Here is a 12704-nt window from a genome sequence, read left to right as displayed (position 1 = left end):
CCTATGAACATTAAAACTACCATCGCTGCTTTTAGCATTCTCTCTGCCCTATCATTTGGTGCTGTGGCAGCAGAATCTATCGATGCTTCTCAGGCACAGGATCTGCAGGCTGTCGGCACCATCAGTGTCAGCGGCGTATCTGGTTCACCCATGGATATAAAGCAGAAACTCAGCGATAAAGCCGATCAACAGGGCGCAAAAGCCTATCGCGTGATTGAGGCTTATAACAACGGCAATTATCACGCTACCGCCGCACTGTACAACTAAGATCTGGCCCATTAATGCCATCGGCTCTCTGTCTGACGCGCCTTTTTCGCTCCGGAGAGCTGAAGTAAACATTTCAGGAGATTTGACCATGAAAATGAAATTAGCGATTGCCGCACTGAGTCTGGCATCCCTGTTCTCAGCAGGCGCCAGTGCCGCAAGCCTGGTATCCAATGAACAGGCACAGAGTCTGCAGCCAATGAATCAGACTATCAGCATTGGTGGCCGTAACGGCGACCAGACGCATATCCGTCAGGTGCTGTCAGAGAAAGCTGATGCACAGGGCGCAAGCCATTATCGCATCATCGAAAACAACCAGGACAACACCTGGCATGTTACCGCTGAGCTTTATAAATAATTAACCGTCATCACGCCTGAATGGCGCATGACAAATATCGACGACCCGCCTTTACGAATAACCGCAGGTTGTTGAACGTATTGAGGAGATAACCATGAATATCAAAACAACCATCGCTACAGTCAGTCTGCTTTCCGTTATGGCGTTCGGCGCATCAGCCGCACAACTGGTAACCGGCGATCAGACTCAGAACCTGCAGCCTGCGGGCACCGTAAGCATCAGTGGAATCGCGGGAGCGCCAATGGATTACCGTGCTGAGCTTTCACAGAAAGCGGATGAACAGGGTGCCAGCGCCTATAAAGTGATCGAAGCACGCACCGGCGACAACTATCACATCACTGCACAGCTTTATAAATAATTCCTCGTCAGATTTATGACGAACCCTTTGGCCCCGCTCGTCGGGGCCTTTTTTCATCTGACGTTTTATCTGACATTAAAGTGCAGCCGACCCTCCAGTTCTTCTTCCGCTTCGTCAAATAACAGAATAAGCGCGCCGTAGCGCCGTCGTTGTCCCCTGCCCAGATTGACGAACTCAATCTCCAGCGGCATAGGTAATAGATCGCCCGTCACCACGTCCCATAATCCATCCAGATCACAGATGCGGCGCTCCTCCAGCGCAAATCGCTCGGCAAACTGGCGGAAGAAATGGGCCTGGTCGACAATTTCATTAAAATCAAAGCGCTCGATTTTCATGCTGACGGCTCCCATGCTCCGTCTACGGGCGACCTTCGCCGCCCGACTGTGTCCGCTAGCTCAAACCGCCTAAGTGCAGCGTTTTGACCTCCAGATACTCTTCCATCCCGAGTACCGAACCTTCGCGGCCCAGACCCGACTCTTTCACACCACCAAACGGTGCCAGCTCGGTTGAAACAGCACATTCGTTAATGCCGATCATGCCGCTTTCCAGCGCAGCCGAAACGCGGAACACCCGTTGCAGATTCTGGGTATAGAAGTAAGCGGCGAGGCCGAATGGTGTATCGTTGGCGCGGCGGATCACGTCATCTTCATCATCAAAGCGAAAGCAGGCGGCCACCGGTCCAAAGGTCTCTTCCTGGGCAAGCTGCATGCCTTCGTGCGCCTCGGTAATCACGGTCGGTTGCCAGAAATTGCCGCCCAGCGCATGTCGCTCGCCACCCGCCAGCAATTTTCCGCCTTTGGCTACCGCGTCTTTAACATGCTGCTCAACCTTTTCCACCGCCGACGCTTCAATCAATGGACCGACAATCACACCTTCGTCCATGCCGTTGCCGACCTTCAGCTTATTGACTTCGGCAGCCAGTTGCTGAGTGAAACGATCATAGACAGCATTGTGAATGTAGAAGCGGTTCACGCTGACGCACACCTGGCCCGCATTACGAAATTTGTTGGCAATCGCACCCTGAACGGCGGCATCAATGTCAGCATCATCGAAAACGATGTACGGGGCATTCCCGCCTAATTCCATCGACACTTTTTTCATGGTTTCAGCAGCATTACGCATTAACAGCTTGCCGACCTGGGTGGAGCCAGTGAACGAGATTTTACGCACTGCTTTACTGGCCATGATCGCATCACTGATGGCATGGGTGTCACCTGCCACCGCGTTTAATACACCATCAGGTACGCCCGCCTGCTTTGCCAGCGCCAGCAGGGCAAAGGCGGAAAGTGGCGTGTTATTAGCCGGTTTAATAATGCCGGTACAGCCCGCTGCCAGGGCTGGACCCAGTTTGCGGGTCAGCATTGCCATCGGGAAATTCCACGGCGTGATAGCAGCGACAACGCCAATGGGCTCACGGGTTGCCAGAATCCGGGAACCCGGTTTTGCGGGCGGAATAATTTCACCATTGGCCCGTTTCGCCTGTTCAGCAAACCACTGAATGAAACTGGCGGCGTACTCAACTTCCCCTTCCGCCTCTTTCAGGGGCTTACCCTGTTCGGTCGTCATCAGCTGTCCCAGCCAGCGCTTGTTTTCAATGATCAGCTGATACCAGCGAGTAAGAATTTCAGCGCGTGCTTTTGCGGTCTGCGCTCGCCACGCGGGAAAGGCGCATTCTGCGGCGGCGATAGCCTGTTCTGTTTCAACTCTACCGGCTTTTGCCACCTGCGCAATCACTTCACCGGTTGCCGGATTGGTCACGTCAAAGGTGGAGGCCGCCTGATGCCACTGACCAGCCGCTAAATAGCCGGTCTTGAACAGTTCGCTCTCTTGCAGTGATTTCATTGATTCGCTCCTGTCAGTTTTGCTCTTCCGTCTGGAGAGTATAGTTGGCAAAAGCGACAGATTTAGTGATGGGCGGGGATTGTGCAGGCCGCTGCAGGTCGCAGCGGCCAGATTCAGATTTGGATGAGCGTGTTCTGGTACTTATCCAGCATCATCGCCAGTCTTTTTACTGGTTCCGTTACGCTGACAGGCGCCTCGTAATGGGCCAGTTTTTCCTGATAGACATCCAGCTCTTTCAGCAAACGCTCAAAGTAGTAACGCCGTTTGTCGTCGCTGCTGGCCGAGATCACCCGGTCTGCGGTGTAACGAAGCTGCCGATGATAAGCAGAGAGATCAGCGTTAACCGGTACTTCTGCATCGCGTAACCGCTGATGACCGATGATTAGCGTCAGGGCGATGCGATATTTATTGATGTCGCCCGGAAACAGGTTGAGCAGCAGAAACAATTGCTGATAGAGCGCCGGCAGATGGTTTTCACGCCGACGCGCCTGATTGGTGGTCATGGCCGAGACCGCGGCATACATAAAACGGTTCAGCAGTTTGCGGCCGGTGCGCGCCTTCGATTTATCACGAATCAGCAGGATGACCATCATCGCCACAAAGCAGCCGATAACCTGACCGAGCACGTTGTCGAGAAAGACGTTAAACCGGAACTGCATCGGGTTATCAAGCACCAGCACGTTGAGGGTACCAATTAACGCGCCCAGCGTGCCAAGCTGACGCCGCTGAATGAAGATGCCGCCGACAAAACCCAGTATGCCGATGGCAATGCAGAGCAGCAGTGCGCTCTGCTGCGTCGCGGGCAGGACATACATAAAGTAGAGCGCCCCCAGCGGAACCGCGACCGTCATGCCGTAGAGAAAATCCTTTGCCATCATCAGCGGGTTGGGCATGCGCATCGCCAGCGCGGTAATAACAGCCAGCATCACCATACAGCCGCTGCCAGACGTCCAGCCCGTGTAGAGCCAGAAAAGTGAGCCCAGCGCGGTGGCAACGAAGGTGCGAATGCCGTTGATCATCGCATGATGAGTTTCGGCGGAACGCGCCTGAATCACCACTTCACGCTGCAGGATCTCCTCTTCCAGCGAGGTAATCCGGCTATTGCTTTTGATCCCTTTAAGCAGCAGCAGATATTCAGTGGCAGTGCCCACCCAGCTGGCTAGCGTGACCGGCGTTGACTTGTCACTGGCACCCATTACCCGCCGCATTACTTTCATCCGCTTATGCACCTCTTCAATGGTCGACGCTGGCTTTTCAACCATCAACCGATACTGTGGCGGAATGTAATCAGGACGGGAATTCTGGATCAGGAAGGTTTCGGCGGCCTGCGTAATCAGCGTCAGCGACAGAGTATTAAGCATCTGCAAGCGGCGGTTGCTGTTCTTCCAGCGTGACGATTCCATCATTAGCTGGCTGCGCATGCTGTTCAGTGCCGTGGTACGCCGTACCAGCGCGCTCCAGGCTTTATCGACCTCGTCTTTATCACCGTGTGCGACGCAGAGTTGCAGCAGCTGATAGTGGGCCACCAGCAATGAATCAACTTCCGCGTCGATGACTTTTTTAATCGAACGAGGCGAGAAGATCATGTCGGCCAGAATGGCACACAAAATGCCGAGTACGATTTCACTGCAACGTTCTACCGCATATTGGGGCACCAGCGTCAGACCGCCGCTGGCGTTGGCTGTCACCACAATGATCAGTGCGGTGTAGCCCGCCAGTCCCAGCGCGTAGGAGTTTTCCACCTTAATCAGCGAAGAGAGCCAGACGCAGAGTCCTGCCCAGATGCAGCACAGCAGCAACATCACGACAGGCGCACGAACGGTGGCGATCATGATAGTCAGTGCGGCGATACAGCCGATAAATGTCCCGATAATACGCAACACACCGCGATAGCGCAGCGCCCCTGAATACGGATCGCCACCGGCCGCAAATGCGGTGCCACCCGCCACGATCCCGGCGGTCATGACTGCCCAGCGTGGCGTTTCAAGGTTGAGATGAAAACCGACCATTAACGCTAACACCAGCGCAAAGGTGAGCTTTACCGGGAACCGCAGGAACTGGATCATATCGCCCTCTTAACCAAACTCACGCAGGCGATTAAACAGACGGATCATCGGTGAAACATGCTCAGGCTGACGATCGGCCTGACCGGTGATGACCACCGTTGCCGTGGTTCCCGCCGGGAAGCGATTGCCGGGCTGCTGATCAAGCCGGATGCGGACCGGGACACGCTGCGCCAGACGGACCCACTCCAGATTGGAATCGACCGTTGCCATCCCTTTGTTGTCGACTGAGCTGCTGCTGTTAGTCACACCCGCCGCCACACTGTCGACGGTGCCACGCAACACAATGTTGCTACCGAGCGGGGTCACTTCCGCGCGGAAGCCCTTCTCCACACCGTGCAGTTTGGTCTCTTCCAGGTAAGCCAGCACATAGAAAGAGTGCTGCTGAACCAGCGCCACCGCCACAGAACCACGGGTAATAAACTCACCCTGGTAGACATTGAGGTTGGTGACCCAGCCGTCGGATGGCGCTTTCACGGTGGTACGTTCGAGGTCGATCGCGGCCAGATCGCGTGTTGCCACCGATTTCGCCAGCTGATGCTCGCTGGTTTGCAGATCGTTGTTAGATTGCTCGATCGCCTCGCGGGACATCGCTGAGGTGCCAAGCTGATTACGGCGTCCGGCTTCGCGACGTTTCTCACTCACCAGCGCCTGATAGTATTCAACATCCGCCTGAGCCTGATCGAGCGCTTTCTGGTAGCGCGGCCGATCAACGACAAACAGCGTATCGCCCTTCTTCACCAGTTGGTTGTCGTGTACCGGAACCTCGGTAATCAGGCCGGTAACATCAGGCGAGATCGCCACCACGTCAGCCGCAAAACGCGCATCACGGGTCCAGGGGGATTCGGTATAGAACACCCAGGCGCGGAAGATGATAACCACGGCGATGATGACCAGCAGAATGGTGATCGCGTAGCGCGCGATTTTTCTTATGAGTGCTTTCACTTCAACCTCAGACTAATAAACGGGAGACAAGGTAAAACACACAGCAGTAAAGCGCTGTATTAAAAAGTGCCGGATGCCAGACAAGATCGTAGATACCGCTCGGCGTCAGCACGCGTTTCACTAACCAGAACAGCATCAGTGAAAGAATAAGTTCGATGAAAACGGGCGGAAAAGAGAGCCCAAACATGACAAATACCGGAAGCACACTCATCACAAATCCTTAGTTCGACCTTGCCGGGATACTTCGTTGCCTCTTCAGATGTCGCAGGGAAACCCTCTGGCAGCGCTATGCGAACCACGGATGGCTTAATAATAGCGTATCATCGAAGGGTATCAGGCAGTGAAGAATCACCGGGAAATACCCCGGCGCGCTTATAATAACGTGCCTGACTATACGTTTTCTACAGAATGTGATCTAAATCACTTTTAAGCCAGAGTAAACAATGGAACGACTAAAAGGCATGTCTGTCTTTGCCAGAGTGGTTGAGCTGGGCTCATTTACCGCGGCGGCACGTCAGCTTCATCTGAGCGTCTCATCGATTAGCCAGATCGTCGCCAAACTGGAAGATGCATTGCAGGTTAAGCTGCTGAATCGCAGTACCCGCAGTATCGGGCTAACCGAAGCGGGTAAAATCTATTATCAGGGCTGTCGTCGTATGCTGGCGGAAGCGACGCAGGTGCATGAACAACTCTACGCGTTTAACAATACGCCGATTGGCGTATTGCGAATTGGCAGCTCATCGACCATGGCGCAGAATGTGTTAGCCGGTATGACCAGCGACATGTTGCGGGAATATCCCGGACTGAGTGTGAATCTTGTCACCGGTGTTCCGGCACCCGATCTGATTGCGGATGGTCTGGATCTGGTGATTCGGGTGGGCGCATTAAAAGACTCCAGCCTCTTTTCGCGTCGCCTTGGCGCGATGCCGATGGTGGTGTGCGCCGCAAGAAGCTATCTGGCACAGCATGGCACGCCGGAGAAGCCAGGCGATATCGATAATTTTTCCTGGCTGGAATATAGCGTAAGGCCCGACAACAATTTTGAGTTGATTGCGCCGGAAGGTCTGGTGACCCGCCTGGCACCGCAGGGACGTTTCGTGACCAATGATTCGCTGACGCTGATCCGCTGGCTGAAGTCTGGCAATGGCATCGCCTATGTGCCGATGATGTGGGTGATTGAGGAGATCACCGCAGGCGAGATCGATATCCTGTTTCCGCAATATCAGTCCGATCCACGGCCGGTTTATGCGCTCTATACCGAGAAGGATAAGTTACCGCTTAAAGTGCAGGTCTGTATTGATTATCTGACCGGCTATTTTGAGCAGGTGGCTGAACAGTATCAGCAGCACCGTAAAAGCTAACAACCCGCCAGGCGGCGGGTTGTTGAGGTCACATCAGGCGGTGCCGCCGATGGTCAGTTTATCCAGCTTCAGGGTGGGCTGACCCACGCCGACCGGCAGGCTCTGGCCCTCTTTACCGCAGACGCCCACGCCTTTATCCAGCGCCAGGTCATTACCTACCATCGAGATCTGCTGCATTGCTTCAATGCCGGAGCCAATCAGCGTGGCACCTTTCACCGGTTTGGTGATTTTACCGTTCTCAATCAGATAAGCTTCTGAGGTTGAGAAGACAAATTTGCCGGAGGTGATATCCACCTGACCGCCACCAAAGTTCGGCGCATATATACCGTATTCAACGCTTTCAATAATATCCTGCGGCGAGGATTTGCCTGCCAGCATATAGGTGTTGGTCATGCGCGGCATCGGCAGATGCGCGTAGGATTCACGACGTCCGTTGCCGGTCGGGCTGACGCCCATCAGGCGCGCGTTCAGCTTGTCCTGCATGTAGCCTTTCAGCACACCGTTCTCAATCAACATGTTGTACTGACCGGGAACGCCTTCATCATCCACCGCCAGTGAACCGCGCAGCCCTTCAAGGGTGCCGTCATCCACCACGGTACAGAGTTCAGATGCAACCTGCTGACCGATTTTACCGCTGAATACCGAGGTGCCACGGCGGTTGAAGTCACCTTCCAGACCGTGACCCACCGCTTCATGAAGCAGGACGCCAGGCCAGCCCGCGCCCAGCACCACCGGCAATGCGCCAGCAGGCGCCGCTACGGCAGAGAGGTTAACCAGTGCCATACGTACCGCTTCACGCGCCCATGCGTCAGCGCGCACTTCGCCATTTTCATCTTCAAGGAAGAATGCATAACCGGTACGTGCGCCACCGCCGCTTGCGCCGCGTTCACGCTTGCCCTGATCTTCAACCTGAACGCTGATAGAGAGCCGAACCAGCGGACGAACGTCAGCCGCCAGTGTACCGTCAGTCGCGGCCACCAGTACCTGCTCGTAAACGCCGGTCAGGCTGGCATTCACTTCCTGTACGCGCGGGTCAGCCGCACGGGCCACTTTATCAACGCGATGCAGCAGGGCAATTTTATCTTCACGCGTCAGGCTGCTCAGCGGATCGACCGCCGAATAGAGCGAACGGTTCATTACAGCAGACAGCGTGTGTGCCTTGCCATTTCCCTGTTCGCGAACGATGCTGCGTGCCGCTTCAGAAGAGAGACGCAGCGCATTCAGTGTGATCTGGTCTGCATAGGCGAAGCCGGTCTTTTCACCGCTGACCGCGCGCACACCTACACCCTGATCGATATGGTATGAGCCATCTTTAATAATTTTGTCTTCCAGCACCCAGGATTCGTGAAAGCTGGACTGAAAGTAGAGATCGGCATAATCCAGACGACGTTCTGAAAGCTGCCCTAACAGGGAAAATAGGTCCTGCTGATTAATGCCGTTAGCAGTCAGTAACTGCTCACTTACCAGGTTCAGAGTCATCGTTTCTCACTCATTATGTGCTCAGATAATCATAGCCTGCGGTAATTCCGGTACGGCGTCAAATTCACTTGTTGACTGTTTCACGTGGTTTACGCAGCACTTCATTGATTTCCGGTTTATCCAGCGGGCCACTGATGTGATAACGCAGCAGCGATATCCTGTTCCACAGGGGGCTCAGAACTTTACTGGCGGCAAACACCGCCGCGCCAATCACCGGATTAATGGCAAAGGCCGTTGCCACACCAACGGAGGCGGATATTTCAGGGGCGACCACCGCTTCCATATCGATCTGACGCTTCACCAGGTCGAGATTCCCCTGCATCGCGATGTCCGCTTCCAGCCCATCCACCAGCAGGTTGTCGGTGCGCATCATGCCGTTTTCGATCCAGGCGGTGCCGTTAATCGAATCGAAATAGAACGAGTTGGTGAAGGTGTCGCTGAAGTCGAAGCGCAGCTTGCGCAGCAGCGCATCAAAGCTTACCAGCCGCAGGATTTTCCCCGCCGTACCGGTATTTACATCCGCAATCTGGCCTTTGCCAAAGTGGGTCTTCAGGGTGCCGCTCAGCGTCTCTGCCGAAGGCTGCCAGGGCGCAGAGCGCCAGTGCAGGTCATAAGCAATATCAAATGGCGCATCGCGCAGCGGCGTGTTGACGCCAAACCAGTTGGTCGCGTTATTGATATTCGGTCCCTTAAGCGTGCCCTTCAGCGAGGTGCGCTGATCTTCAGGACGATTGATCCACTCACCGTTGATTTTCAGCTGCGAACTGCCGGTATCCACTTTCCCGTTAGTAAGCGCTAACGTATCTCCTTTAGGTTGCAGCGTAGCGGATACCTGACCATATTTCTGCCCCAGCACCCAGCACTCTTTGCAGCGCAACTGCAGGGCGGGCCACTGGCTGAAGTTAATGCTGGTGGCTTGCTGAGGAGGCGCTTTGCCGCTTTTACCTGCATCGTTATCCCACTGCGGATTGTAGTAGAGGTAATCCAGGTTCACTTGCCAGGGCGCTTTAGGCGCCATTGCCAGCGCACCACGCAGCTCTTTCGCATTGACGCTGACCTGGCCATTGCCGCCTGAACTCTGAGCCAGTGTTGCTTCAACCTCATGCCATTGCTGCCCCGCCAGCGTGACTGCCGGGCTGCGCAGAGTAATGTTACCCGGCAGCGTGACGCCACCGGTCTTGAAATCACTGCCGCCGCCTGACTCGTGCGCCCCTGCAGAGCCTCCGGCAGCCATCATCGCCACCCAGGCCTCGCCATCCAGCGCAGGCAGGTTCAATACCATGCCGGGATGATCGGGCAGAGCGGGCGTTTTCCGTACATCATTCAGCCAGATGCCACGGTCAACACGCAACTCAGGCTCAAGCAACCAGCGACTGTTAAACCGATGATTTGCATCGACGCTGCCACTGAGATCGAAATGGGTCAGGTCGCCGCTGGCCTGAATAGCGACCGGCATTGCCTCACCGGCTTTCTTATCGAGCGGTGCAGGTAAGTGACTACTTACTTCTTTAGCATTGCCGTTCAGCGTCACGTCATAACGCGCCCCGCCATGATGGGGCAAGGTGATATTCACGTCGCCCTGCCAGGGGAGATGTCCGCTCAGCTGCTTACTGACAGCGGCCGGGATCTCGCTGATTTTAGCGGGTTGCCAGTCGCCCTGAAGTTTGACGTTCACGCCAAAGTCGTCCGGGTTCTCTTTGGTGCTGAAACGGACACCCATCGGCTGACCAAACCAGTTTGCCCGCAGATCCTCACTGGCCAGATTGCCGTTATCGTAACGGAAGCGGCCTGAAAGGTTATTGATCGTGGTTTTTAACGGTTTGATAAACAGCGAATTATTGTTCAAATCAACATTGCCACGGGCATGTACCTGCTGGCCATCCAGCGGAATATCCAGGTTCAGGTGACCACCGACGCGGCCTTTAATTTCCAGTTGCTCCAGCGCAGCACCCAGTGAAGGTTTTAGCGGCGTCTGATTGAAATAGTCAGCGATCTGCTGGCCTTCACCACTGATATCCCCATCAATAATCAGTTTTTCTTTCAGATAGTCGGGAATCACCGCGGTAACGTTGCGCGCGTTTACCTCGCCCAGTCGGGCCATCGGCGCTTTCATCCACAGACCGTCGTTCAGGAAATTGAGGTCGATATCAAGATTGCTTAACGCTGGCCATTTGGGCTGAAATGCATAGGTCGCCTGACGAAGCGGCACCCAGACCTGGAACATGCCATCATTGTGTTTGAACGGGAACAGCGCCGGGTTACCGGCAAACAGCAGCGTGGCGTTGTCCACCTTGCCGCCCTTCACTGCCCCACTCAGATAATGCGTCAGACTGTTACCCAGCAGTGGCACCGGGAAGTAGCGCCAGGCATCGCCCGCATCGGTCAGCCGGATACCGGCCAGAATATCCAGACGAGGCTCACCGCCACTATTCTGCTGGTAGCTGAAGTCGCCGCGCGCCCAGAGCGACCGCGCTTCAAGGTCAAGATTTTCGCCTGCCAGCGTGAGACCATGTTCATCATTCAGCCAGCGCACTGCACCGGTCACCCGCTTAATCTCTAACGGGGCCTGGAACATATCGCCATAGGGAACGGTCGCCGCACCCATATCTACTGTGACCTGACCATTGCTCAGGCTACCGCGCGCTTCGCCGCTTAAATGGCTGATACCCGGCAACAGTTTCCAGTGCTGCCAGCTGAAATCACGCCACTTCACCTGAACGCGGGTTTTTTCAGGCTGCTGTAACGGAATATCCAGCGCCAGGCCATCAATAGTGCCTTGTGGCTGCAGCGTCTGCCAGTTTTCAAACAGCGCCGGAGAGAGCGGCGCAAACAGCGGAATGATGGGCGCAATATGACTCAATACCAGCTGTGTAGCGCGAACCCGGACTTCCTGCTGACCATCCGGCCCCAGCATCTGCTTATCTTCAGGACGCCATAACAAAGAGAAGTGGCCGGCGGGCCAGGACTGGCCGTCGGTGCTGAGCCGGGTCTGCGGCACATTGACCACCCAGCCATTCTGAAAACGTGAGAGGTGCGCGGTCAGCCCATCGACCTCAATGTGGTGTCGTCCGGTTTCGCCCTGCCAGCTGGCTCCGCCTTTACGCAGCAGCAGGTCTCCGGCATAGATGTCACCATCGCGCAGGTTGACCCAGGCTGCCAGGCTGAAGCGGGCGCTGTCCAGCCGGGTATTATCGCGCACCCAGCGACCCAGCCACGGACGCATATCGACATCGTCGGCCTGCATCCAGATACGACCATCATTGAGTAAACCGTTGCTGTCGTTGAGATCGAGTCGTACCTGCACCACGCCGTGCTGGCCGGTAAAGCTCGACAGACTGACTTCGCCTTCGGCCCGGTGGCGATTATTTTCATTGACCCAGGTGAGTCGCGGGATCGCCAGCTCAGCATGCTGGCCAGATGGGGTGCGGAAACGGATAGTGCTGTCACGCAGGTCGAAGTGGTCAAACTGCCGCAGGAAGAGTTCGTTAATCTGTGCCGGACGGAAGCTGTTTTTCTCTTTGTCGTTGTCCAGTAAGGGACGATTGGTGTCGAGATGCAACTGCCAGAAGGTCAGGTCGCGGAACTGCCAGCGCCAGTGCAGCAGGGATTGCCAGACGTCGAGCGCCAGATTGATGCGGTTAATCGTGAGTTTGCCGTTCTCATGCAGATCGACGCTAAGATCGCGAACCTGCAGGGTTGGGCCAAAATTCTCCCATTTGCCCTCTAACTGACTGGCGTTAACCGGCACTCCCGTGCTGTCGGAGATGAATTGCAGAAGGTTGCTGCGATAGCTGTCGAGATGCGGCATCACCAGACGCAATCCGCTGACCAGCAGCGCGACAATCACGATGATTGCCGCGACCAGCAGTAACAAAATCCTCGGCAACTGCCTCACTCACGCCTCTCCTTGTGTTCCGTAAACGACGGATAGTTGGTTCTTATACCCGACCGTCTTCAGATAAAAGCGTTAAAACGCGCATTTTATCCCAAACAAGGGCGATTTTTCAGCCCGATATCCGAAGAAACCGGTGTCG

The 12704-nt window shown here is 55.3% G+C and carries 11 protein-coding genes; 4 read left to right on the top strand and 7 right to left on the bottom strand.

The genetic code is table 11. The annotated features are described in order from the left end of the window. Positions 1 to 3: 3 nt before the first annotated feature. The 3 genes from yhcN (ACR8BF_RS02475) to yhcN (ACR8BF_RS02465) all read left to right on the top strand — a co-directional run bounded on the left by yhcN (ACR8BF_RS02475) (position 4) and on the right by yhcN (ACR8BF_RS02465) (position 980). Complete coding sequence (gene yhcN / locus ACR8BF_RS02475) at positions 4 to 267, top strand: peroxide/acid stress response protein YhcN (protein ID WP_179898671.1); 264 nt, start codon at positions 4 to 6, stop codon at positions 265 to 267. A gap of 88 nt (positions 268 to 355) precedes the next feature. Further along, complete coding sequence (locus tag ACR8BF_RS02470; RefSeq protein ID WP_313701839.1) at positions 356 to 622, top strand: YdgH/BhsA/McbA-like domain containing protein; 267 nt, start codon at positions 356 to 358, stop codon at positions 620 to 622. Positions 623 to 716: 94 nt separating this feature from the next. Continuing rightward, complete coding sequence (gene yhcN / locus ACR8BF_RS02465) at positions 717 to 980, top strand: peroxide/acid stress response protein YhcN (RefSeq protein ID WP_179898672.1); 264 nt, start codon at positions 717 to 719, stop codon at positions 978 to 980. 65 nt (positions 981 to 1045) lie between these two features. On the opposite strand, the gene ACR8BF_RS02460 is transcribed toward yhcN (ACR8BF_RS02465), so the two are convergent. The 5 genes from ACR8BF_RS02460 to aaeX all read right to left on the bottom strand — a co-directional run bounded on the left by ACR8BF_RS02460 (position 1046) and on the right by aaeX (position 6041). Beyond that, the gene (locus tag ACR8BF_RS02460; RefSeq protein ID WP_090966317.1) at positions 1046 to 1315 is read right to left on the bottom strand and encodes a barstar family protein; all 270 of its coding nucleotides are present in this window, start codon (positions 1313 to 1315) and stop codon (positions 1046 to 1048) included. Between the two features lie 55 nt (positions 1316 to 1370). Beyond that, positions 1371 to 2822 carry an NAD-dependent succinate-semialdehyde dehydrogenase gene (locus ACR8BF_RS02455; RefSeq protein ID WP_434745505.1) on the bottom strand — a complete coding sequence of 484 codons (1452 nt, stop codon included), beginning with the start codon at positions 2820 to 2822 and terminating at the stop codon, positions 1371 to 1373. A gap of 113 nt (positions 2823 to 2935) precedes the next feature. Next, on the bottom strand, positions 2936 to 4888 hold the full coding sequence (aaeB, locus tag ACR8BF_RS02450) for a p-hydroxybenzoic acid efflux pump subunit AaeB (protein ID WP_179898674.1): 1953 nt from the start codon (positions 4886 to 4888) through the stop codon (positions 2936 to 2938). Positions 4889 to 4897: 9 nt separating this feature from the next. Further along, positions 4898 to 5830 (bottom strand): p-hydroxybenzoic acid efflux pump subunit AaeA, encoded by a 933-nt coding sequence (gene aaeA / locus ACR8BF_RS02445; protein WP_179898675.1) that lies wholly within the window; start codon positions 5828 to 5830, stop codon positions 4898 to 4900. 7 nt (positions 5831 to 5837) lie between these two features. After that, positions 5838 to 6041 (bottom strand): p-hydroxybenzoic acid efflux pump operon protein AaeX, encoded by a 204-nt coding sequence (gene aaeX, locus ACR8BF_RS02440; protein WP_009087501.1) that lies wholly within the window; start codon positions 6039 to 6041, stop codon positions 5838 to 5840. Positions 6042 to 6273: 232 nt separating this feature from the next. Here aaeX and aaeR point away from each other — a divergent pair, with 232 nt between their 5' ends. After that, positions 6274 to 7191 carry an HTH-type transcriptional activator AaeR gene (aaeR, locus tag ACR8BF_RS02435; protein WP_179898676.1) on the top strand — a complete coding sequence of 306 codons (918 nt, stop codon included), beginning with the start codon at positions 6274 to 6276 and terminating at the stop codon, positions 7189 to 7191. Between the two features lie 33 nt (positions 7192 to 7224). Here aaeR and tldD read toward each other — a convergent pair whose 3' ends face one another. Continuing rightward, positions 7225 to 8670 carry a metalloprotease TldD gene (gene tldD / locus ACR8BF_RS02430; protein ID WP_136196652.1) on the bottom strand — a complete coding sequence of 482 codons (1446 nt, stop codon included), beginning with the start codon at positions 8668 to 8670 and terminating at the stop codon, positions 7225 to 7227. Positions 8671 to 8734: 64 nt separating this feature from the next. Further along, positions 8735 to 12565, bottom strand: coding sequence for an AsmA2 domain-containing protein YhdP (gene yhdP, locus ACR8BF_RS02425; protein WP_434745504.1), 3831 nt, complete (start codon positions 12563 to 12565; stop codon positions 8735 to 8737). Between the last annotated feature and the right edge of the window lie 139 nt (positions 12566 to 12704).

This window comes from Candidatus Pantoea rara, assembly GCF_051136265.1.
In the GTDB taxonomy this organism is placed as follows: Bacteria; Pseudomonadota; Gammaproteobacteria; order Enterobacterales; family Enterobacteriaceae; genus Pantoea; species Pantoea rara.
Note: the sequence above shows the minus strand (reverse complement) of the source record. Positions and strands in the feature narration are given on the sequence as shown.